The following is a 23845-nucleotide window of genomic DNA, read 5'->3' as shown; positions in this document are numbered from 1 at the left end:
TGATCATTGCTTTTAAAAACATGCGAGAAAGTATTAATAAGGGGTAGATAACGAGCAGTGAATTAAGGTGTTCGCCGCATGGGATTTTCAATTCCCGACTGAATAGCACAGTATTTATCAAAAACTGATGCCGCATAATCCTGCGTCGGCCGTTTCATTAACTTACTTAAGAGCGCTGTTAATTAAAAAATTGAACAGCGCCCTTTAGTTATTAACGTTTCAAACGGTAATACGCTTCGTTCCAGCGCAGTGCGTCTTTAAACGCAGGTAAACGCGTGTGCTCATCAATCACCAGCACTTCAATGTCGTTCATCTCACCGTACAGATACATATCATCCAGCGTCAGCGCCTGGCTGAACACCGTATGGTGCGCGCCGCCGCCCAGAATCCACGCTTCGGATGCCGTTGCCAGTGACGGCTGGGCTTTCCACAGTGCGCGCGCAACCGGCAACTTCGGCAGCGGTTTCGGCTGTTCGATAGCATCCACCACGTTAACCAGCAGACGGAAACGATCACCCATATCAATTACGCTGGCGTTAATCGCGCGACCCGCTGGCGTTGAGAAAATCATGCGCGCCGGATCGGCTTTATCACCAATGCCCAGGAACTGCACATCGATCAATGGCTTCTCTTCAATGGCAATCGACGGGCAGACCTCCAGCATATGCGAGCCGAGAACCAGATCGTTACCGGGTGAGAAGTGATAGGTGTAATCCTCCATAAAGGAGGTGCCACCTTTGCGATCGCCTGCCAGCACTTTGAAAATGCGCAGCAGCGCAGCGGTCTTCCAGTCACCTTCACCTGCGAAGCCATAGCCCTGACCCATCAGACGCTGAACCGCCAGACCTGGCAACTGCGTCATGCCATGCAGCGTCTGGAAGTTGGTGGTGAAAGCGTGGCAGCCTTCTGCTTCCAGGAAACGCTTCAGACCCAGCTCGATGCGCGCGGCATCCAGCACGTTCTGACGCTTTTCGCCGCCGGAAGCGGCAACATCGGTAAAGCGATAAAGGCTTTCATATTCATCGACCAGCGCATTCACGTCGCCATCGCTGACGCCATTGATCACCTCAACCAGATCGCCGACGCCCCAGCCATTCACCGAATAACCGAACTGAATCTGCGCGGCGACTTTATCGCCTTCGGTCACGGCCACTTCACGCATGTTGTCGCCAAAACGCGCAACTTTCAGCTGCTGACTGGCCTGTTTTGTCAGTGCTGCACGCATCCAGTTGCCGAGGCGCTGCTGGCTGGCGCTATCCTGCCAGTGACCGGTCACCACGCTGTGCTGCAGGCCCATACGGGCGCCGATGAAACCGAACTCGCGGCCGCCGTGTGCGGTCTGGTTCAGGTTCATAAAGTCCATGTCCATGCTGTCCCACGGAATCTCCGCATTGAACTGGGTATGGAATTGCAGCAGCGGCTTATTCAGCACGCTCAGACCACCGATCCACATTTTGGCCGGGGAGAAGGTGTGCAGCCAGGTAATAATACCGACGCACTCCTTGTCATAATTGGCGTCGCGACACAGAGCCAGCGCTTCATCCGGTGACTTAACCAGCGGTTTCAGCTCCAGACGCAGCGGTAAACCGGCCTGATTTAAACCCTCTACCACCTGACGTGCATTCTGTTCAACCTGGCGTAACGTCTCCGCCCCGTAGAGGTGCTGCGTGCCGATGACAAACCACACGCTGTAGCTGTTTGACTGTTCCATAAAATCACTCCTTTACTTTGAGCCTACCTCAATAGGCTATTTTATTTGTCAGTCTGAACCTGGGCAGTGCTCACACAGGCTGCTTTAGCAACCTGAACGCCCGTCAGGGCGGCCCTGAAAGGGCGAGCGTAGCGAGTAATCCTCACGTACTCCGTGTACTACGGATTGTTCCGCGCTGTCCGTGTCCAGACTGCCTGCAACATTACGCCTGCTGAGATAGGCTCTTAGCGGAAGCGGGGCGTGCGGCGTATTGCGGTTCAGCCGCCACGCACCATTGTTGATAGCGTTGATAAAGTTGTTGATAGCGGGCGACGCGCGCCGGATCGGGCTGCAGCGTCACGGCAATCGGGCTGGCCATCACCTGCTGGGCGTCGGGAACGCTGGCGTGCACACCGGCGGCGACGGCGGCGAAAATGGCCGCACCCAGCGCACAGCACTCGTCAGAGGCGACGATATCCAGTGGGCGGTTCATCACATCGCAGCAGGCCTGCATAATCGCCGGGGATTTCCGCGCGATGCCGCCCAGGGTCAGAATGCTCTCGACCGGGATCTGCTGCTGTTCGAAGCACTCCATAATTGCGCGTGCGCCAAATGCGGTGGCGGCGACCAGACCACCAAACAGCGCGGGGGCATCGGTGCCCAGATTGAGGTCGGTAATCACCCCTTTCAGCCGCTGATTGGCATTTGGCGTGCGGCGACCGTTAAACCAGTCCAGCACCACCGGCAGATGGTCGAGCTGCGGGTTTGCGGCCCAGGCCTCGGTCAGATCTTTAATCAGACTTTTTTGCATCTCAGCCAGCTGAGGCTTCAGCTCCGGATGCTGCTGCGCCGCCAGCTGCAGTGGCCAGCCCAGTAAACGGCTGAACCAGGCGTAGATATCACCAAAGGCAGACTGACCCGCCTCCAGCCCGATAGCGCCTGGCATTACGCTGCCATCGACCTGACCACAGATGCCTTTGATGTCGCGATCGCCGACCTTTTCAGTATCCGCAATCAGGATGTCGCAGGTCGAGGTGCCGATCACTTTCACCAGGGTATAGGGTTTGGCACCGCCACCGACCGCGCCCATATGACAGTCAAATGCGCCACCCGAAAGCGTCACGGTTTGTGTCAGGCCAAGACGCTGCGCCCATTCAGGGCTAAGCGTGCCGACAGGCAGATCAGCGGTCCAGGTATCGGTAAACAGGGGAGAGTCGAGCTGTTGCGTTAACAGCGGGTCCAGCGCATTGAGAAAATCCACATCGGGCAGGCCGTTCCAGTCGCCGTGCCACAGCGCCTTGTGCCCGGCCGCACAGCGGCCGCGGCGCAATTTGTCAGGTGCGGTGGTGCCGCTTAACAGGGCTGGCACCCAGTCGCACAGTTCGACCCAGGAGACAGCGGCGTCACGCACGGCCGCATCTTCACGCGACGCGTGCAGAATCTTCGCCCAGAACCACTCCGAGGAGTAAATCCCGCCAATATAGCGGCTGTAATCCAGGAAGCGGCCGCTGTGGCACAGCTGATTGATCTCTTCCGCTTCTTCTATAGCGGTGTGATCTTTCCACAACACAAACATCGCGTTGGGGTTGTCGGCGAACTCCGGACGCAGCGCCAGCACGTTGCCGTCGCGGTCAATAGGGGCAGGGGTCGAACCGGTGCTGTCAACACCAATGCCGACCACGGCGTTGCGCTGATCTTCACTCAGTGCATTCAGCACGCCGAGCAGCGCCTGCTCCATGGCGTCGATGTAATCCTGTGGATGGTGACGAAAACGGTTAGTGTGCGGATCGCTGTATAAGCCCTGTTGCCAGCGCGGATAGCTGAACACCGCACTCTGCAGCTCTTTGCCGCTATGACAATCCACGGCCAGCGCACGCACCGAATCACTACCAAAGTCCAGCCCAAGGGTGATGGCTCCAGCACGCATCGGAATCTCCTGTAGTTAGTTAACTCCTGTATCCTGGGTTCGGCGCGCCAAATCAGTTAGTCATCGCTGGCTGACAATATGCACTTTTCTGTCATCGGCAGTGATTTTGTGATCCATTGCAAAAGTTAAGGTCCGGTTAAATTTGCTGAATATATGGATCATTTTGTCGTGATTTTAAGATGTGATACCGCTCTACATTTTTCTTCGCTAATACCGCTAAAACTAGCCCAGCGTCTGGACAGTCTGTCAGCACATGCCAGCCTAACGCACTGATTTATGGCTGTACCCACAAAACAAAACAAACTGGTAGCGTTTACACCGATTCGTTATTAGCAGCGAAAAATAACCTGGTACCGGAGAGCATCATGCATAAATTCACTAAAGCGTTCGCGGCCATCGGCCTGGCAGCGGTTATGTCACAATCCGCTATCGCCGAGACCATGAAGCTGGGATTCTTAGTCAAGCAACCAGAAGAACCCTGGTTCCAGACTGAATGGAAATTCGCCGACAAAGCGGGCAAAGATCTTGGCTTTGATGTCATTAAAATTGCCGTGCCGGATGGTGAAAAAACCCTGAATGCCATCGACAGCCTGGCGGCTAACGGCGCGAAAGGTTTTGTTATCTGTACGCCCGATCCGAAACTCGGCTCTGCCATCATGGCAAAAGCGCGTGGCTACGGTCTGAAAGTCATCGCGGTCGATGACCAGTTCGTCACCGCCAAAGGCAAACCAATGGATACCGTGCCGCTGGTGATGATGGCTGCGACCAAAATTGGTGAGCGTCAGGGTCAGGAACTCTATAAAGAGATGCAGAAACGCGGCTGGGATGTGAAAACCACCGGCGTGATGGCGATTACCGCTAACGAACTCGACACCGCTCGTCGTCGTACCGGCGGCTCCATGGACGCGATCAAAGCCGCTGGCTTCCCGGCAGCGCAGATCTACCAGGTCCCCACCAAATCTAACGACATCCCTGGCGCGTTTGACGCCGGTAACTCTCTGCTGGTTCAGCATCCTGAAGTCAAACACTGGCTGATTGTCGGCATGAACGACAACACTGTGCTGGGCGGCGTGCGTGCGACCGAAGGTCAGGGCTTTAAAGCCGCTGACGTCATCGGTATCGGCATCAACGGCGTGGATGCCATCAGTGAACTGTCGAAAGAGAAGGCAACCGGCTTCTACGGATCGCTGCTGCCAAGCCCGGATATCCACGGCTACAAAAGCAGCCAGATGCTCTACAACTGGGTCAGCAAAGGTGAAGAGCCACCGAAATTCACCGAAGTTACCGATGTGGTGCTGATCACCCGTGACAACTTCAAAACTGAACTGGCGAAAAAAGGACTGATGTAACCCTGAGCCTGCCAGGCAGTTTGTCGCCTGGCATCCTTAATAGCCAATTTCGCGCCGCCCGCCATAACCGGCCGGTGGCGCGAAAGAGTGAGGAAAAACATGAACACTGATTCAGCATTTCTGTCGTTTCATGGCATCAGTAAAACCTTCCCTGGCGTCAAAGCGTTGCAGGATATCTCCTTCGACTGCCGTGGCGGTGAAGTCCATGCTCTGATGGGCGAGAACGGCGCAGGCAAATCGACGCTGTTAAAAATACTCAGCGGCAGTTATCAGCCGAGCGGCGGTGAGATTCGTATTAAAGGCCAGCCGATGAGCTTTCAGCGCACCACCGATGCGCTGGACGCGGGCGTCGCCATTATTTACCAGGAACTGCATCTGGTGCCGGAAATGAGCGTGGCAGAGAACATCTATCTCGGTCAGATCCCGCACAAACATGGGCTGGTCAACCGTAAGCTGATGCGTTTTGAGGCGGGCCTGCAACTGAAAAATCTCGGCATGGATATCGATCCCGATATGCCGCTGAAATATCTGTCGCTGGGGCAGTGGCAGATGGTGGAGATTGCCAAAGCGCTGGCGCGTAACGCGCGTATTATCGCCTTTGATGAGCCAACCAGCTCCCTGTCGGCGCGTGAAATCGACAACCTGTTCCGCGTCATCCGTCAGCTCCGTGAGGAGGGCCGGGTGGTGCTCTACGTTTCACACCGCATGGAGGAGATCTTCGCCCTCAGCGATGCCATCACCGTCTTTAAAGATGGCCGCTACGTGCGGACGTTTACCGATATGGCTAACACCCATCACGACGATCTGGTGCAGGCGATGGTGGGACGAAACCTTGGTGATATCTATGGCTATTCACCGCGTGCCAAAGGCGCGGTGCGGCTGGAGCTGGACAAGGTCGAAGCGAAGGGCGTGCGGACGCCGATTTCGCTGAAAGTCCATGCCGGTGAAATCGTCGGCCTGTTTGGCCTGGTCGGTGCCGGTCGCAGTGAACTGCTGAAAGGGCTGTTTGGCGGCACGCGTCTGCGCGGCGGTCAGGTGATTCTGGACGGCAAACCGCTGCCGCTGCGGGAGCCGATCGATGCCATCCGTGCGGGCATCATGCTCTGCCCGGAAGATCGCAAAGCCGAGGGCATTATTCCGGTGCATTCGGTGCGCGACAACATCAACATCAGCGCCCGTCGTCATAACCTTACTGCGGGCTGCCTGATTAAAAACGGCTGGGAAAATAAAAATGCCGACAGCCATATCCGCTCGCTGAACATCAAAACGCCCAGCGCCGATCAGCTGATCATGAACCTTTCCGGCGGCAACCAGCAGAAGGCGATTCTGGGACGCTGGCTGTCAGAGGATATGAAAGTGATCCTGCTGGATGAGCCAACGCGCGGTATCGATGTCGGTGCCAAACATGAAATCTATAACCTGATTTATCAGCTGGCGAACCGGGGCATTGCAGTGCTGTTCGCCTCCAGCGATTTACCGGAAGTGATGGGCCTGGCCGATCGCATCGTGGTGATGCGCGAAGGTGCCATTGCCGGTGAACTGCTACACGACGACGCCACGGAGCAGCAGACGCTGAGCCTGGCGATGCCCAAAACCACTCAAGCGGCCGCCGTGGCCTGACAGGAGATCATCATGGCTTCATCCACGACCTCAAATACGCCGCAGCCCGCTTCACGCGGCGGCCTGCAGTTAGGTCGCATCTGGGACAACTTCGGCATGCTGGTGGTATTTGCACTGCTGTTTATTGTCTGTGCGATCTTTGTGCCGAACTTCGGCTCGTTTATCAATATGAAAGGCTTAGGGCTGGCAATGTCGATGTCCGGCATGGTCGCCTGCGGCATGCTGTTCTGTCTGGCTTCCGGTGATTTTGACCTGTCGGTCGCTTCCGTCATCGCCTGTGCGGGTGTGGTTACCGCCGTGGTGATTAACATGACCGAAAGCCTGTGGATTGGCGTGGGTGCCGGCCTGGTTCTCGGTATGATCACCGGCTTTATCAACGGCTTTGTCATTGCCCGACTCAAGATCAATGCGCTGATCACCACGCTGGCGACCATGCAGATTGTCCGCGGCCTGGCCTATATCTTCTCTGACGGTAAAGCGGTCGGTATCGAAGATGAGCGTTTCTTCGAACTGGGCTTTGCCAACTGGCTTGGCGTGCCCGCTCCCATCTGGCTGACTCTGGCCACCATGCTGATCTTCGGCTTCCTGCTCAACAAAACCACCTTTGGCCGTAACACCCTGGCAATTGGCGGCAATGAAGAAGCCGCACGTCTGGCCGGTGTGCCGGTGGTGCGCACCCGCATCATCATCTTTATCCTCTCCGGTCTGGTTTCAGCGGCGGCGGGCATCATTCTGGCGTCACGTATGACCAGCGGCCAGCCAATGACCTCCATCGGCTATGAGCTGGTGGTGATTTCTGCCTGCGTGCTGGGTGGCGTTTCGCTGAAGGGCGGCATCGGTAAAATCTCCTATGTGGTGGCAGGGGTGCTGATCCTCGGCACGGTAGAGAATGCGATGAATTTATTGAATATCTCGCCATTCTCACAGTATGTGGTACGCGGTCTGATACTGTTAGCTGCGGTGATTTTTGACCGTTACAAACAGAAAAAAGCCTGATTGAGCGAGCCGTTGGTCCGCAGAGGCAGAAGCCTCTGCGGGCTATCCGAACAATAACAGACTGAGTGAGGACGCTATGTATCACCGCGAATTACCGGCCGAGCAGCAAAACCCCTTGTTGCCGGGCTATTCATTCAATGCCTGGCTGGTGGCGGGGCTGACGCCGATCACCGCCGATGGTCCGCTCGATTTCTTTATCGATCGCCCGCACGGCATGAAAGGTTACATTCTGAATCTCACTATCAAAGGTAAAGGGCGGGTATTTGACGGCGAGCGGGCATTTGACTGCGAACCTGGCGAAATGCTGCTGTTTCAGCCGAAAACGGCTCACTATTATGGTCGCGCGCCGGACAGCCCGCAGTGGTTTCACCGCTGGGTCTATTTCCGTCCGCGCGCCTACTGGCACGACTGGCTACGCTGGCAGGATGAGCAGGAGGGCGTGGGACGACTGCTGCTGCCTGAATCGCTGCGCGGCGAATTTGATCGCCTGTTTGCCAGTATCGAACAGACCCACAATTCGGGCCGTCGCTTTGCAGAAGAGCTGGCGATGAACCTGCTGGAGCGGCTGCTGCTGCGCGCCGTTGAAGAAGATCCACGCAGCCATCAGTTAATTCGCGATCCACGCGTGATTGAAGCCTGCCAGTACGTCACCAACCATCTCGCCAGTGAGGTTAAGATTGAAGAGGTGGCGCGCCACGTCTGTCTGTCACCGTCGCGGCTGGCGCACCTGTTCCGCGAGCAGATGGGCGTGAACCTGCTGCGCTGGCGTGAAGATCAGCGTGTAATCCGCGCGAAACTGCTGCTGCAGACCACCCAGGAGCCGATCGCCTCGGTAGGACGTGAAGTGGGCTATGACGATCAGCTCTACTTCTCGCGGGTGTTCCGCAAGCGGGTCGGCGTCAGTCCCAGCGACTTCCGCCGCCGTAATCAGGATGCGCACGACAGCCTGGCTGCTCAGACCGCCTGGCCGCTGGCGCGAAGTGCTATCTCTTAGTTTTTTCGGGGAATTCCGGCTTGTCGTCATTTGGTTAATAGTCTTAAATCAATCAGGTTATCAACTAAGAGCCTGGTCAATCAGGCTCTGAGAGGAATCCAAATGAGCGATAAATTACGTGTTGGTCTGATCGGCTACGGTTTTGCCAGTAAAACGTTTCACGCCCCGCTGATTGCGGGGACGCCAGACGTCGAACTGGCAGCCATTTCCAGTAGCGACGCCAGCAAAGTCCACGCCGACTGGCCTGCCGTTAAGGTGGTGGCCGACCCTCAGGCGCTGCTGGACGACCCGACGCTGCAACTGATTGTTATTCCTACCCCGAACGACACGCACTTCCCGCTGGCAAAAGCAGCGCTGAACGCCGGTAAACATGTGGTGGTCGATAAGCCTTTCACCGTGACGTTGTCACAGGCACGTGAACTGGATGCGCTGGCAAAAGCCAAAGGGCTGCTGCTGTCGGTGTTCCACAACCGCCGCTGGGACAGTGACTTCCTGACGCTGAAATCGCTGATTGAGGCCGGTACGCTGGGTGAAGTGCGCTACTTCGAATCGCACTTTGACCGCTTCCGTCTGGAAGTGCGTAATCGCTGGCGTGAAATGAAAGGCGCAGGCAGCGGAATCTGGTATGACCTGGGGCCGCATCTGCTGGACCAGGCGCTGCAGCTGTTTGGCCCGCCGGTCGCTATCACGGTTGATCTGGCCGAGATGCGTCCGGGCGCGCAGACTACCGACTACTTCCACGCGACGCTGACTTATCCGCAGCGCCGTGTCGTGCTGCACGCCAGCATGCTGGTCGCGGCAGAATCTGCCCGTTATACCGTCCACGGCACGCGCGGCAGTTACGTCAAATATGGTCTTGATCCACAGGAAGATCGCCTGAAGTCAGGTGATTTCCCGCCGCAGGAAGACTGGGGCTATGACATGCGTGATGGCACTCTGACGCTGGTTGACGGAGATTCCCTGACCGAAACGACCCAGCTGACCCAGCCAGGCAACTATCCCGCTTACTATGCGGGCATCCGCGATGCGATTGCCGGACGTGGTAACAATCCGGTGACAGCGGAAGAGGCGATTCATGTGATGGAGCTGATCGAGTTAGGTCTGCAATCCGCCGAGAAACGCCAGACGATGTCGCTGAAGCGCGTTTAATCGGTCGGTGCTTAAAACGCAATAAGTAAAAAAGCGAAACGGGCCGGATATCCGGCCCGTCACTCTGCTGCCACAACCCACTCAGAACGATTCTGGCCGCAACTAACTAACTTAACGTGCAGGGAACAGGGTCAGAAGAGGAAAGCGTCCCACGCCATGGACAAAAACGCCGGGAGCGTTTTTGAACAACGCAACGCGTTGGCCCGGTACGGGCGCACCTCAGGGATGAGGTGCGTAATTGCGTGGGCCGAGCGTGCCATGGATGGCGGCTTTTGCGTCTTTCCGATCTGACCCTGTTCCCTGTGCAAGCTCGGTCTTAAAGCCACCTGTCCCTTGAGCTCCTCACTATAAAAACGGGCCGGTTATCCGGCCCGTTTTTTGTCGCTACGCTTCAGGATTACTGCACCCGTGCGCAAAGAGCCGCTTTCTCTGCTTCGCTAAGGAACGCAATCGTCAGACCATTTTCCTGCGCCTGACGAATCTGCGCCGCGCTCAGACCGGCAGCCGGAGCGGCGTGATGATACTCATGCGCCAGTTCAATGCCCTGAACCGCCGGATCATCCGTGTTAATCGTCGCCAGAATGCCATGCTCCAGGAAGGTCTTCAGCGGATGCTGCGCCAGTGATGGCACGGTGCTGGTCTGGATATTGGAGGTCAGGCAGGATTCAATACCAATACGGTGCTCCGCCAGGAAATCCATCAGCGCGCGATCTTCAATCGCTTTCACGCCGTGACCGATACGTTCTGCACCCAGCTCCCGAATCGCCTGCCAGATGCTCTCGGGTCCGGCCGCTTCGCCCGCATGGACGGTCACGCGGAAACCGGCATCGCGCGCCTGGGTAAAGTGGCTCAGGAACTCGCTGCCCGGGAAGCCCAGCTCATCACCCGCCAGATCGACCGCGGTGATGTGATCACGATGGGCAAGCAAACCTTCCAGTTCGCTGAGGCAGGCATCTTCGCCAAAGGTACGGCTCATAATACCGATCAGACGCACGTCGATATCGTGCTGCTGACGGCCTGCGCGCACACCCTCAATTACCGCTTCAACCACACCGGCAATCGGCAGGTTGTGGGTCATCGCCATATAACCAGGGGAAAAACGCAGTTCAGCATAGTGAATGCCCGCGCGGGCGGCATCTTCGACATTCTCCTGCGCGATCCGGCGGCAGGCATCCAGATCACCCAGCACTTTTACACCCCAGTCGAGCTTCTGCAGGAAACTCACCAGGTCAGGCTCATTCTGGCCGACCTGCACATGCGGACGCAGCGTCTCCAGCGTGGAAGCAGGCAGGGCGAGGTTAAACTGGCGACCTAAATCGAGAATGGTTTGTGCACGGATGTTGCCATCAAGGTGGCGGTGAATATCAGTCAGAGGAATTTTAGAATCGATCATGGCGCACTCGCTCAGTTGTCGGTGAAGTGCAGAGCATTATAAAAATATCTTGCGCAACAGCGCCAGCTATTTGCGCAACAGCCGCGCCGGATGCTGCTTAATTACGCATAACCGGCGAGCAATGGTTGCCTCGCCGGTTAATGTCAGCCCTGCAACTGATGGATCGCCGCAATCAGGCGTGAAACGCCCTCATCAACTTTGCTGCGCGGACAGCCAACGTTAAGACGCAAAAACCCTTTGCCTGCATCACCGTAGGTCGATCCGGGCATAATTGCGACCCGTTGCTGGATCAGCGCCTGTTGCAGGGCCTCTTCTGGAATGCCCAGCGGATTGATATCGAGCCAGGCGAGATAGGTCGCCTCGGGAATGTGCCAGTTCAGTGCGGGAAACTCAGCGTTAAGCCGATTGGCAACCAGTATGAAATTACCATAAAGATAGCTGCGCAGGGCATCCAGCCAGGGTGCGCCTTGTCGGTAGGCGGCAACGTGTGCCGTGACGGCCAGAACGGCCGGCGACGAAAGGCCGTCAGCATTTTTCAGCGCCTGAAACCAGGCGGCTCTGTCTGCCGCATCCGGGATAATTCCCCACGCACCGGTCAGTCCCGGCACGTTGAAGCTTTTCGACGCCGAGGTAAACAGCGCCCAGTCACTGCGCGCCACGCTGGCCCACGGAGTATGGGGCTGATTACCCATTATCATATCCATATGAATTTCATCGCTGATCACCCGCACGCCGTGACGATCGCAGAGCGCCGCCATCTGGTGCAGCTCAGCTGCTGTCCACACTTTGCCGGTGGGATTGTGCGGGCTGCAGAGCAACAGGATTTTGCAGCGCGGGCGCGCCAGGCGCGTCTCCAGCGCGGCTATATCACATCGCCAGCTACCATTATCCCGCTGCAGCGGCATCTCCAGCACCTGTCGCTGATTGCCGCGTACCGTTTTATAAAAAGCATCGTAGGCGGGGGTGTGGAGCACCACTTCATCATCCGGGTTGCTCCAGCGGCGCAGCATCTGCGCCACCATATAGATCACCGATGGGCCATAAACCAGGCTGTCAGCATCGGGCTGGTAGCCGAAACGGCTGGACATCCAGTGGCAGCAGGCGGAAAGAAAATCATCATGCTGCCAGCGACTGTAACCCAACACGCCGTGTGCTACGCGCTGCGTCAGCGCCTGCTGAACCGCTGGCGCAGTTCTGAAGTCCATATCCGAAATGGTAAACGGCAGCAGATCGGGGACGCCAAAGCGGTCAGCCACGAAATCCCACTGGGTCGACCAGCTGCCGCGGCGATCGATGACTTCGTCAAAGTTAAACATTATCGACTCCGGCACATCAGGCAGGGACATTCATCAGGTGTGACAGTTCATCTTTCACCGACTGCACCTGTGGACCGATAACCACCTGCAGGCTGGTCTGATTAAGATGGACCACACCTATCGCGCCGTTGGCTTTCAGCGCCGCATCATCTACTTTACTCATATCCGCCAGGGTCAGACGCAGACGCGTCAGACAATTATCCAGCGAGGTAATATTCTCCACGCCGCCAAGTGCCGCCAGAATAGCCGGTGAGTTATAGCCAGATTTACCTTTACCGGCATTGCTGACCTGCTGCGCAACCGCACTGGCACTTTCCACTTCGCGGCCCGGTGTTTTGATATTGAAGTGCAGAATGGCGAATCGGAAAATCAGGTAGTAACCAACAAACCATATCGCTGCGACAACGGGTACCCAGTACCATTTGGTCGACAGCCCGTGCAGCACACCAAACACTACAAAGTCGATGATATTGCCGTCTGTATTGCCGATAGTGACGCCCAGTATCGCCATGATGCTGAAGCCAACGCCGGTCAGCAGGGCGTGGATCAGATAGAGGAACGGGGCGACAAACAGAAACAGGAATTCGATAGGTTCGGTGGTGCCGCCGACCACGCAGGCCACCACACCGGAGATCAACAGGCCTTTGATCTTATGACGATTCTCCGGGCGAGCGCAGTGATAGATGGCCAGGGCAGCACCTGGCAGACCACCCAGGAAGGCAGGCATTTTACCCTGTGACAGGAAGCGGGTCGCGCTTTCAGCAAAACCGTGGGTTTCCGGGCAGGCGAGCTGCGCCTGGAAAATGGTTAAGGCACCACTCACGCTCTTGCCACACACATCCAGTGTGCCGCCTGCATCGGTAAAGCGCATGATGGCGACCAGAATATGCTGCAGGCCAAACGGCAGCAGCAGACGTTCGCCGGTACCAAAAATCATCGGGCCGAAATCACCCGCGCTGTTAATCATCCAGCCTAATCCGGTGATGCCCCGTGCGAAAAAAGGCCAGATCAGCGGGACGACCAGTCCCAGTAAACCAATCACCAGCGTGGTGATAATTGGCACAAACCGGGTGCCGCCAAAGAAAGCCAGCGCATCGGGCAGTCGGATATTATGAAAGCGCTCATGCAGCCAGAACACCACAATACCCACAATGACCGCGCCCAGAATGCCGGTATCGATCGACGGGATCCCCAGGATCGGCTGAACGTTGTTAGCTTTCAGCAGGGCGGCATCGGTGGTTGGCAGAATGCCGTGGATATTGAGCCAGAAGTTGATGCTGAGGTTTAGCACGGCATACCCCACAAAGCCGGCAAACGCTGCCACGCCCTTGTTCTCGCGCGCCATACCCAGCGGAATCGCAATGGCGAACATCACCGGCAGATAGCTAAAGGCGAACGATCCCAGTTTGGCCATCCAGAGAAACAGATATTGCAGCCAGGGGTGATCCAGCACAGGTAACAGGGTCAGGACATCACGACTGCTCAGCGAACTGCCAATCCCGAGCATGATGCCGCAGAAGGAAAGCAGGGCAACCGGCAGCATAAAGGTTTTGCCCAGACTCTGGAAAAATTCCCAGACGGACATTTTTTGGTGAGAGGGTGACATGAACGCTCCTGGATAAACGGACCACTGAGTGAAGTGGCGGGATGATAAAACGTTTTACCTGGATCTTATGCGCGCTGAATCACACTCTTCAGGTCATGGACGATATAATTCTGACGTCATAAGGTGTAACGTTTTACCTTGTTTTCTAATGCTGTAGTTCAGTTGAGTAATCTGATGAGTAAAATCACCATCAATGATGTTGCGGCGGCGGCGGGCGTGTCGGTGACCACGGTATCGCTGGTGTTATCCGGCAAAGGACGGATCTCTGCGGCCACCATGGCGCGCGTGAACGAGGCCATTGAGCAACTCGGTTTCGTACGTAACCGTTCGGCAACCATGCTGCGCGGGGGTGAGAGTGGCGTGATTGGCTTGATCGTCCGCGATCTCAGCCAGCCATTTTATGCCGAAATGACGGCAGGTCTGAGTGAAGCGCTGGAGAAGCAGGGCAAATTGCTGTTCCTGACGCAGAGCGGCGCCCAGGGACAGCATCTGCATCGCTGCTTTGAGTCACTGGTCGCTCAGGGAGTGGATGGCGTGGTGCTGGGAGGCGGTGCCGATAAGGCCAGCCAGATTGTGACACGGGCCAGAGAGGTGAATATGGCCTTAGTCTGTGCCGCGCGCGCCAGTAGCCTGGAGGAGGTGGACGCTATCCGCCCCGATAATGCTCAGGCTGCGCGTCTGGCCACAGAATACCTGATTCGTCAGGGGCATCAGCGCATTGCCTGGCTGGGCGGCCATAGCGCATCACTGACCCGGGCAGAACGTCTTGGCGGCTACTGCGCCACCCTGCTGCAATATGGGCTGCCGTTCCGGCCGGAGTGGATTATTGAATGCGGTAACACGCAAAAAGAGGCGGCTGACGCGGCGGTACAGCTGTTTCAGCACCATCCGCGGCTGACTGCCGTGCTGGCCTATAACGCCACTACCGCGCTGGGATGCTATTTTGGGTTGTTGCGCACCGGGCGAACATTCGCCCGGGGTGCAGTCGACAGCTATTACGATCAGCAGCTGGCTCTGATGGGCTTTGGCGATGAACCGCAGGCGGAACTGACCGATCCGCCGCTGACGTTTGTCACCAGTTCAGCCCGGGAGATTGGCCGTGTGGCAGCTGAGCGTATCCTGCAACGGATAGCGCAACCGGATGCCGCCCGGCAGAACGTGATTATGCCGCCGCAGCTGGTTATTCGCGGCTCGGCATAAAAAAGGCGACCCGGAGGTCGCCTTTAAAGGAAGAGTAGAGAATTACTGCGGCATCCCTTCGCTGGTCGGCATACCCAGCATATAGCGGGAGAGGAACTGCTCCAGCGTCATTTTGTCGCCGTTCATGTTCACCTGACCGTTGGTATACTGCAGGCTGGTGACGATATTGTTATCCTGCTGCTGGGTCAGGCGGAACATCTGACCCATCGCCGCCAGTCCTTTCACCTGCTGATCTGCCAGCTTCTGTGCGTCATCGGCCTGATATCCTTCAGCCAGTCCCACTTTATGCATGGTTTCGGTCGCCATTGGCATATTGATGACCAGCTTGCTGTCCAGGCTCTTCAGTACCCGATCAACCATGGCGCTGAGTGTCTGGGCTTCGCCGGTCACCGCAGAGGGATCGTTGAAATTAGCGTTCAGGTTAAAGGTGCTTTCACCTTTATCATTTTTCCAGCTCAGCGGGGCGATACTGATCGCAGGTGAGCCCTTCAGCAGCATCGGCAGGTTGCTCATCAGAATCTGATGCACACCCGCCTGGTAGCGGATAGGATCTTCCGCGACGCCAGGCTGGCTCAGCAGTTCCTGCATCTGCGCGTTGTAACGATCGGAGAAGGCTTTTACCGCCTGCGCATCAAACTGTGACAGTTTCATCTTCAGCGCTGCCTGACCAAAATCCTGCTTCTGCAGCTGAATGCCTTCAACCTTGTAGTCGATATTGCCGCCAATCTTACCGGCGCTGTTATCGAAAGAGGAGGTGCCTTTCATTTTGTGCAGCGTCAGGGCGTCCTGACCATTGATGCTGGCGTTGACCTTCTCAATATCCACTGACTGGTCACCAATACGCACGCCTTCCGGGCTGAGATGGGTGTTACCGCTCAGCTTCAGACCATTAATGGTGAACAGCACCGGCTGGCCCATCTCATTTTTACTGGTCAGCGCGAGGCTATCAACGTCACTGTCCAGCGACACTTTGTCGCCTTTGTTATCCGCGCTGACGTTGAAGGTGCCCCCATTGGTGGCCAGACGCTCGCCGCTTTGCGCATTCTGATAATCAACCGGCAGAACGCGCAGCGCCGTATCGGTGGCACCGCTGTAGCCGATACGGGTATCGGCGTTAATCAGCGACTTGTTGCCGGTCAGCTCAAACAGCTTTTTCACCGCATCGGTGTTAGCCAGTTCGGTATGAACCGACGCCATGCTCGGGATCAGATTGAAATGCTTCAGCTGAGCAAACGGGAAAGGGCCATGATCGATGGTTTCGTTCAGGATGATGCTCTGGCCTGGTTTCAGCAGAGGATTATCTTCCGTCTGCGAGTTGGCCTGAATCACCAGATTCACTTTGCTGCTGAACACGCCGCGCTGATAGTCCTGATAGCTGATCTTCAGTCGGCTGTTAGGGGCATAAGCATTCAGCTGGGCATTGGCGTTCTGCACCAGCTCATCCCTGTGGCTTTCAATCTGCTTGCCGGTGAACCATGCCGCGCCAGTCCAGACTACGCCCAGTGCGATGATGACACCTACGGCAACATTGGTCTTTTTCATTGCTGATTCGTCCTTATCCTTGAGTCCGCTTATGCCGCAGGTTTACCCCAGCGACTGAAGAAAAACGCCCGCAGGCGTTTAAAAGCTAATAGGTTGAAATAATAGCAGTTAACAGGCACTCCGTCAGCCGCTTCACCCTAAGTCGTTAAATACCCGCGCCAGTCGGCCCGTGCCTGCGACCGTTACGGGGGATTCGCTGGCGGCAATGAAGCAGGATTCACCTGGTTTCAGCGTTATCTGCTGCTCGCCTTTGGCGATCACCGTCTGGCCTTCGATGCAGAAAAGCAGTGCGGCGCTCTGCTGCGCCAGCGGCTGTGGCTCTGCGTTCAGGGTATGAATGGCAAAGGCAAAATCCTCCACCGGAATCGGGAAGCGCAGCGCGTTGCCCTGTTGCTCTGGCTCGGTCAGCAGGGTGCTGGCTGGCTTCTCTTCAAACTTCAGGTTCGCCATCAGCTCCGCGATATCGATATATTTCGGGGTTAAACCGGCCCGCAACACGTTATCAGAGTTTGCCATCACCTCCAGCGCCACGCCTTTCAGATAAGCGTGCGGGGTCTCCGCGTAGAGGAACATCGCCTCGCCCGGTTGCAGCGTGATTACGTTCAGCAGCAGCGGCGAAAACAGGCCGCTGTCGTCAGGATACTCTGCCGCAATCATGCGAATGGTCTGCCACGGCTCACCCTGTTGTGCATCAACCGCGGATTTCAGGATGCCCAGCGCCAGCGATTTCGCCTCACCCTCCAGTGACAGCAGGGTAGAGAAGAGCGCGGCCAGCGTATCCTGATCGGGATGCTGCAGAAAATGGGCTATCTGTGGATGTGCGCCCGCAACCGGCTCCAGCAGTGAGACCATCTCCGTCAGGGTGCGAAAGCCATTCATCGCCTGGAAGGGCGTCAGCGCGTAGACCAGCTCCGGCTTGTGGTTGGCATCTTTATAATTACGCTCAGCAGCTGTCAGCGGAATACCCGCCGCATTCTCACGGGCAAAGCCCACTTCGGCCGCGCGTTTGCTGGGATGGACCTGAATCGACAGCGGCTGATCGGCAGACAACACTTTGAACAGGAAGGGCAGTTCACCAAAACGCTGCGCCACCGCTTCGCCCAGCATGGCGGCAGGCGCGGCATCAATCACGTCACGCAGCGAACGCTCGCTGCCCTGGTCAATCACGGTGGAGGGGCTTTTCGGATGTGCGCCCATCCAGAGTTCCGCCATCGGCAGTCCCTGTGGATTGGCGATTCCGTAAAGCTCAGTCAACGCAGTTTTGCTGCCCCATGCGTAGTTTTGCAGCGTATTGTTCATTTTTTGCATTGTATAACCCTTTATCACGGGAAATTATTGCCAGTATTAAAGCAGAAACTGCCGGTAAAAATACATCTCCAGCGCAAAAGGACGCTAAGCTCTGATAATGTTAAATTATTGTGTATTACTATCCTGACCGCCCGGCAGTCGATCGTAATGACGTACCGGGCGGTCATTCTTTTAAAAACCAGATGAAGGAGACGTATTCATGGCAGCCAATCGCATTGAGAAAGATTCAATGGGCCCCATCGACGTACCGGCAGACAAACTGTGGGGCGCGCAGACACAGCGCTCACTGGAACACTTCCGCATCTCAACCGAAAAAATGCCGACCGCGCTGGTGCATGCGCTGGCACTGACCAAGCGCGCCGCGGCCAGCGTTAACCGCGATCTGGGACTGCTGCCCGCTGACCGCGCCGAGGCGATTGTCAGCGCGGCCGATGAGGTGCTGGCTGACAAGCATGCGGATGAATTCCCGCTGGCGATCTGGCAGACCGGTTCCGGCACCCAGACCAATATGAACATGAATGAAGTGCTGGCGAACCGCGCCAGTGAAATCCTCGGCGGCGAGCGTGGTATGGCGCGGCTGGTTCATCCCAATGATGATGTGAACAAGAGCCAGAGCTCCAACGATGTCTTCCCGACGGCGATGCACGTTGCCGCCGTTATCGCCTTGCGCGAACAGCTGATCCCTCAGATTCAGGTACTGAAAAAGACGTTGAGCCAGAAGTCCGACGCCTTCAAAGATATCGTCAAGATTGGCCGTACTCACCTGCAGGATGCCACGCCGCTGACCCTGGGCCAGGAGATTTCCGGCTGGGTGGCGATGCTGGAGCATAACCTGAAGCATATTGAGCAGAGCATTCCGCACGTGGCGGAACTGGCGCTGGGCGGCACGGCAGTAGGTACGGGCCTGAACACCCATCCGGAATATGCGGTGCGCGTGGCGAAGGCGCTGGCCGATCTCACGCAGCAGCCGTTTGTCACTGCGCCAAACAAGTTTGAGGCGCTGGCAACCTGTGATGCGCTGGTGCATGCGCATGGCGCGCTGAAAGGGCTGGCCGCCTCGCTGATGAAAATCGCGAACGACGTGCGCTGGCTCTCTTCCGGCCCGCGCTGCGGCATCGGCGAAATCGCCATCCCGGAAAATGAGCCAGGCAGCTCCATCATGCCGGGTAAAGTTAACCCGACCCAGTGCGAAGCGATGACCATGCTCTGCTGTCAGGTGATGGGTAACGATGTGGCGATCAATATGGGCGGCGCATCCGGTAACTTTGAGCTTAACGTGTTCCGTCCGATGGTAATCCATAACTTCCTGCAATCAATTCGCCTGCTGGCGGATGGCATGGACAGCTTTAATCATCACTGCGCGGTCGGCATTGAGCCGGTGCGTGAGCGCATCGATCAACTGCTTAACGAATCGCTGATGCTGGTGACGGCGCTGAATACCCATATTGGCTATGACAAAGCGGCAGAAATTGCCAAGAAGGCGCACAAAGAGGGGCTGACGCTGAAAGGCTCGGCGCTGAAGCTGGGTTATCTTACCGAAGAGGAGTTTGATGCCTGGGTTCGTCCGGAAGAGATGGTCGGCAGCATGAAGTCGTAGGGTTTGAGTGAATCAGAGGCCAGCGAATGCTGGCCTTTTTCATTTATATCGGACAATCGACCCACAGATGCAGTCTGGGGATTAAAAGATTCAGCGGTTCTGCAGCAGGTTTATAACGATGGTTAATGTTATCGGCATCGTAGTTAAGCAATTCACCCAGAACCGGAACCTGGGTGCGATCGCGACAGATAACCAGAATCGGTGAAGGACAGGCCAGCTGAGTCTGTTTTTGTTCATCCGCGCGCCAGACGCGTGCAACCGGCTGGACTTTCACCGGGCGCTTGATTTTCAATCGTGCCGAGGCGGGCAGGGCACGCACGCTTGCCAGCTCCTCCTGCACTTTTTCCGCCCACTGTTCACGTGACCACGGCGCTTTTGCACGTCCCGACTTCAGGCTTTTTTCCAGCTGGGCGATCACCTCTTCACGCTTGAGATTCTTGATAATGTGCTTGTTAGCCCAGCCGAAACGCAGACTGTCCGGTGCGCTCAGCAGGGTGATAGTGCGATAGGCATTCAGGGTAATCAGCCCGCGCAAATGCTGGTGGACGAACTCAAAACGCGCTTCACTCGGCAGGCCAGAGTCCACCGTAATCAGCTGCTCCAGCCGTGCTTTCAGCTGATTGATGACGTCGACCAGTGCGCCGATCTCCGCCTCCTGCTGCGCGTCGCATTCGATACAGAGTGCGCCAGGCAAGCGCACGGCAGCCTTGGTGCTCAGCTGTTCTGACTGATGCTGCATAAACAGGCGGCAGTAGTGGTCAAGCGCCATCTTTAACGCGCTCTCCCCGAGATGCTGCTCGACGGCAATCCGGGTGATCGCTTCATGTTCGCGACCTTTAACTACCGGCGGCAGGCTGAAGACGCGGGCGATCAGCAGAGGCTGCGCTTCAATCTGCTGACGCAATTCACCCAGCGCCAGTTCCAGGTCATTTACACATTGATGCATATCAGCCACTAAGTCGTAGCGCGTCATGTTGTGCCTCCATAGTTACAACGTCCACAATGTGGCAGAAGCCTGGCGAGGATGCAAGCGTCATATAGTTACAACATACTATAAGTAGTTTACTCAAAACCGTGCGGCCTGCATAGCTATCCAGTCAAAAGGGCATCACGCATTTTGGCTTATCGCAGAACATGTTATAAAAACGGTTCGCCTGCTAACCAGGAGATTGCCTGTGAATCAGAACAATAAACCCGGCATCGCCGCCATTATTACCCTGGGCTGGGTGCAGATCCTGTCATGGGGCGGGTCGTTCTACCTGATGGCGGTGATGGCGAATCCGATTGCGGCTGAGACAGGCTGGTCACAGCAGTGGATTTATGGCGCACTCTCGACCGGGATTCTGGTATCGGGCCTGCTGTCACCGCTGGCAGGCAGGATTATCGCCCGCACCGGTGGCCGCCTGTTGCTGGCACTGAGTGGCATGGTGATGGCGGTGGGGCTGATGATCATGGCTTATAGCCACTCTCTGCCGCTGTTTCTGTTTGCCTGGGTAATTATTGGCATCGGTATGGCGATGGGCCTTTATGACGCACTGTTTGCCACGCTCGGCACCTGCTATGGCGGTCAGGCGCGTGCAGCGATCACCGGTATCACCCTGATATCTGGCTTCTGCACCACGCTGGTCTGGCCGGGAACGGCGTTGTTAATCCACGGATTCGGCTGGCGAAACGCGTCGCTGATAATTGCGGCACTGATGGTCGTCTGCGTGCTGCCTGCCTATCTGTTTGCCTTACCCGACAGTCACGCTAAGCGGCCGGAGAAACGACTGAGTCCGCAGCCTGGCACGGCGGAGATTGCGCCTGCGCTGTTCTGGCTGCTGTGTGCCATTTTCACTCTGGCGTCCGTGATCATGACAGCTATTTCCGTGCAGCTTATCGCCTTGTTGCAGGCGAGTGGTCATACGCTGACCTCGGCGCTGGCGATCAGCGCCGTACTTGGCCCGTGTCAGGTGGGATCCCGACTCGTCGATATCGCCTTTAAACGCAGTCATCCCATCCGTACCACCTTTTTTTCCGTCGGGCTGGTGGCACTGGGCTTGCTGTTGCTGGCACTGTTTCCGCAGATGGCGTTGCTGAGCATGGTGTTGTATGGCGCAGGAAATGGCTTACGTGCCATCGTGCGGGGAACTTTACCGCTGGCGATGGTCAAACCAGAGTCCTATGCGATTGTGGTGGGTAAAATGGCCCGCCCGGCGTTGATGGGGCAGGCACTGACGCCGCTGATAGGTGGATATGTGTTTGAAAAGATGGGTGCATCGGCGACGCTGTGGTTGCTTTGCGCCCTGGCAATCTTTAACGTGGTACTGGTTATGGCGCTGAAGCAGCGATTACCGGCGGCATCGGCCACCACGGCATAACGGAACGGTTCTTCCTGCTCCGCAGGAAGAGGGCAGTTAGCAGGCTAAGCACCTTGTGCTATCGGGCCTCAGCCTTTGGTGAATACGTGCCTTGTCACCGCCGGTTTGCTTCAAAAAAGCAACAGTGTTTGTTATATTTATTGCTCATTGATTGTTCACTTATGCGGCAATAAAACAATAAGATGCACCGCAACTCAGGATAAAGAAATGCTTGATTACCGCTTCCCGACAGCTTTGCAAATGGTTCTGAGCGTAGCGATGGCGGAGCAAATGGGAAAACGCTCTACCAGCGCGATTCTGGCCTACGGGCTGGAAGCGAATCCCAGTTTCATACGAAAATTAATGGTCCCGCTGACCCGTGACGGCATTATCGTCTCCACGCTGGGCCGTACCGGTTCGATTCATCTGGGCCGTCCTGCTGCAGAAATTACTCTGCGGGATATCTATGTCTCAGTGATCGAAGACAAAAAAATCTGGGCCGCGCGTCCTGACGTCGCGCCGCGCTGTCTGGTCAGTGCCAACCTCTGCTGGTACTTCAAGTCGATAGCCGATGAAGCCGAGCAGGCGTCGCTGGATGTGCTGGCAAAACGCACCGTGGCAGACGCACTGAACGAACTGAAGAAACGCGACACCAGCAACTGCACCGCCGTGCCGGAACCTGAACCCGAAGAGATTGATGATCTCTGCAAAAAGAGCCGCTGATTAGCGGCTTTTTTTATGCATGCTGGTCAGTAACTTCCTGCCTCAAATCTGCCATAAGCCAATAACTCACTTTCCTGGGGTCGGTTATCACGCTGAACCTGATAAACATTTGAAAATTCAGCATCCTTAACAACATTAATGTTTTTTTCGTTTTCTGAAATGACAGGTGAACACATTCATGTAAAATCTATTTTCTGGTTTTTAGTGGATCTAAAATCTGAAAAGAAGAGACTATTTAGCCACGTATCTACTGCTCACATGAGGCTTCATTATGGATGATGATATAAAAATCATGATGTCCCCGGTTCAGCTCACTGCTGCTCTCTCGGATGAAACGGTTACTGAAGGTGAATCACTCAGTAACCGCTTATACGGTGGGTTGAATCTTGCATTAGGGACACTTGAATTAACCGGAGCAACCGCGCTGTGCATAGCGCCAGATCCATCCGGACTGACAAAAGCGGCATGCGTTGTCGTTGGCGTACATAGTCTGGATAGCATTCATGCTGCGGCTAATCAGGTACTGACAGGAAGAAATACGCGTACAGCAACTTTCCAGTTGGCCACAGCGACGGCTAAAAAGCTTGGCGCCGATAATAAGAGCGCAATGAATATAGGTTTAATGGTCGATATTTCTGTTCCGACGGCCTTTGCCTTTGCTGCCGGAGCGGCACGTGTCGCCTCTGTACGCTTCGGTAGGTTAAAGCTGGCTGAGCATGAAGCCGTTAAAGGTATTAAGGCTGGCGGACATACTATTGCTAAGCATGTAAATATTTCCGAAGCGGATTTGCTCGCGCGTCTTGCGCGAAGTCCTAAAACGCCGCTTGCAAGTTCATTTGTTAATATTGAGCAGGCAGAGCGATTCATAAGCGCCGGTTTGAAAGCGAACCGCTGGAAGATCATCTATTGGGCTGCCGCCAAAAGCGAAAGCATACTGGAATTAAGCTGGCAGTCCCGAACCGTAGTCGGTTATGGTTTCAGGCAAGGCAGTACAACTCGTCTGGAAGCGTATGCTGTCAGGATTGTTTTGCACCGTAAAGTGTTTAACGGCAAACCCTATTATCTTCTGACTTCATATCCTTCTTTCTGAGGCTAT

The 23845-nt window shown here is 56.1% G+C and carries 18 protein-coding genes; 10 read left to right on the top strand and 8 right to left on the bottom strand.

Going from position 1 to position 23845, the window contains the following annotated elements; genetic code table 11:
- Positions 1-211: 211 nt before the first annotated feature.
- Positions 212-1711: an L-arabinose isomerase gene (araA, locus tag OK412_RS09005; protein WP_010670082.1), complete on the bottom strand. Its 1500-nt coding sequence runs from the start codon at positions 1709-1711 to the stop codon at positions 212-214.
- Between the two features lie 202 nt (positions 1712-1913).
- Positions 1914-3617, bottom strand: a complete 1704-nt coding sequence (locus OK412_RS09000; RefSeq protein WP_264353090.1) for a ribulokinase — start codon at positions 3615-3617, stop codon at positions 1914-1916.
- Between the two features lie 365 nt (positions 3618-3982).
- Between OK412_RS09000 and OK412_RS08995 the strand changes: the two genes are divergently transcribed.
- The 5 genes from OK412_RS08995 (at position 3983) to OK412_RS08975 (ending at position 9725) form a co-directional block, all read left to right on the top strand.
- The gene (locus OK412_RS08995; protein WP_010245365.1) at positions 3983-4966 is read left to right on the top strand and encodes an arabinose ABC transporter substrate-binding protein; all 984 of its coding nucleotides are present in this window, start codon (positions 3983-3985) and stop codon (positions 4964-4966) included.
- 99 nt (positions 4967-5065) lie between these two features.
- Complete coding sequence (gene araG / locus OK412_RS08990) at positions 5066-6586, top strand: L-arabinose ABC transporter ATP-binding protein AraG (RefSeq protein ID WP_010245364.1); 1521 nt, start codon at positions 5066-5068, stop codon at positions 6584-6586.
- Between the two features lie 12 nt (positions 6587-6598).
- On the top strand, positions 6599-7582 hold the full coding sequence (gene araH / locus OK412_RS08985) for an L-arabinose ABC transporter permease AraH (protein WP_010245363.1): 984 nt from the start codon (positions 6599-6601) through the stop codon (positions 7580-7582).
- A 76-nt stretch (positions 7583-7658) separates the two neighbouring features.
- The gene (gene araC / locus OK412_RS08980; RefSeq protein ID WP_003853440.1) at positions 7659-8576 is read left to right on the top strand and encodes an arabinose operon transcriptional regulator AraC; all 918 of its coding nucleotides are present in this window, start codon (positions 7659-7661) and stop codon (positions 8574-8576) included.
- Between the two features lie 102 nt (positions 8577-8678).
- A complete protein-coding gene (locus OK412_RS08975) occupies positions 8679-9725 on the top strand; it encodes an oxidoreductase (protein ID WP_010670085.1) in 1047 nt (348 codons plus the stop codon).
- Between the two features lie 397 nt (positions 9726-10122).
- Here OK412_RS08975 and add read toward each other — a convergent pair whose 3' ends face one another.
- From add to malX, 3 genes are all read right to left on the bottom strand, one after another.
- Positions 10123-11118: an adenosine deaminase gene (add, locus tag OK412_RS08970; RefSeq protein ID WP_052272060.1), complete on the bottom strand. Its 996-nt coding sequence runs from the start codon at positions 11116-11118 to the stop codon at positions 10123-10125.
- 143 nt (positions 11119-11261) lie between these two features.
- A complete protein-coding gene (locus OK412_RS08965; protein ID WP_264353089.1) occupies positions 11262-12434 on the bottom strand; it encodes a MalY/PatB family protein in 1173 nt (390 codons plus the stop codon).
- A gap of 16 nt (positions 12435-12450) precedes the next feature.
- Entirely contained in the window at positions 12451-14040 is a 1590-nt protein-coding gene (malX, locus tag OK412_RS08960; protein ID WP_031292964.1) for a maltose/glucose-specific PTS transporter subunit IIBC, read from the bottom strand.
- A 174-nt stretch (positions 14041-14214) separates the two neighbouring features.
- On the opposite strand from malX, the gene malI reads away from it, so the two are divergent.
- Positions 14215-15240, top strand: coding sequence for a Mal regulon transcriptional regulator MalI (malI, locus tag OK412_RS08955; protein ID WP_033779241.1), 1026 nt, complete (start codon positions 14215-14217; stop codon positions 15238-15240).
- Between the two features lie 42 nt (positions 15241-15282).
- Here malI and OK412_RS08950 read toward each other — a convergent pair whose 3' ends face one another.
- Both OK412_RS08950 and manA read right to left on the bottom strand, forming a co-directional pair.
- Positions 15283-16782 carry a YdgA family protein gene (locus OK412_RS08950; protein WP_010245343.1) on the bottom strand — a complete coding sequence of 500 codons (1500 nt, stop codon included), beginning with the start codon at positions 16780-16782 and terminating at the stop codon, positions 15283-15285.
- Between the two features lie 132 nt (positions 16783-16914).
- On the bottom strand, positions 16915-18090 hold the full coding sequence (gene manA, locus OK412_RS08945; protein WP_033767150.1) for a mannose-6-phosphate isomerase: 1176 nt from the start codon (positions 18088-18090) through the stop codon (positions 16915-16917).
- 199 nt (positions 18091-18289) lie between these two features.
- Between manA and fumC the strand changes: the two genes are divergently transcribed.
- Positions 18290-19687, top strand: coding sequence for a class II fumarate hydratase (gene fumC / locus OK412_RS08940; RefSeq protein WP_010245332.1), 1398 nt, complete (start codon positions 18290-18292; stop codon positions 19685-19687).
- Between the two features lie 43 nt (positions 19688-19730).
- Here fumC and tus read toward each other — a convergent pair whose 3' ends face one another.
- Complete coding sequence (gene tus / locus OK412_RS08935; protein WP_033771708.1) at positions 19731-20660, bottom strand: DNA replication terminus site-binding protein; 930 nt, start codon at positions 20658-20660, stop codon at positions 19731-19733.
- A gap of 202 nt (positions 20661-20862) precedes the next feature.
- Here tus and OK412_RS08930 point away from each other — a divergent pair, with 202 nt between their 5' ends.
- From OK412_RS08930 to OK412_RS08920, 3 genes are all read left to right on the top strand, one after another.
- On the top strand, positions 20863-22047 hold the full coding sequence (locus OK412_RS08930; RefSeq protein WP_264353088.1) for an MFS transporter: 1185 nt from the start codon (positions 20863-20865) through the stop codon (positions 22045-22047).
- A gap of 207 nt (positions 22048-22254) precedes the next feature.
- Positions 22255-22749, top strand: coding sequence for an RrF2 family transcriptional regulator (locus OK412_RS08925; protein ID WP_010245324.1), 495 nt, complete (start codon positions 22255-22257; stop codon positions 22747-22749).
- 271 nt (positions 22750-23020) lie between these two features.
- The gene (locus tag OK412_RS08920) at positions 23021-23839 is read left to right on the top strand and encodes an RNase A-like domain-containing protein (RefSeq protein WP_122458541.1); all 819 of its coding nucleotides are present in this window, start codon (positions 23021-23023) and stop codon (positions 23837-23839) included.
- Positions 23840-23845: the final 6 nt, after the last annotated feature.

Origin of the sequence: Pantoea sp. JV6, assembly GCF_025910055.1 — a bacterium.
Lineage (GTDB): Bacteria > Pseudomonadota > Gammaproteobacteria > Enterobacterales > Enterobacteriaceae > Pantoea > Pantoea agglomerans.
The sequence above is the reverse complement of the archived record's forward strand: the minus strand, read 5'-3'. Positions and strand labels throughout refer to the sequence as shown.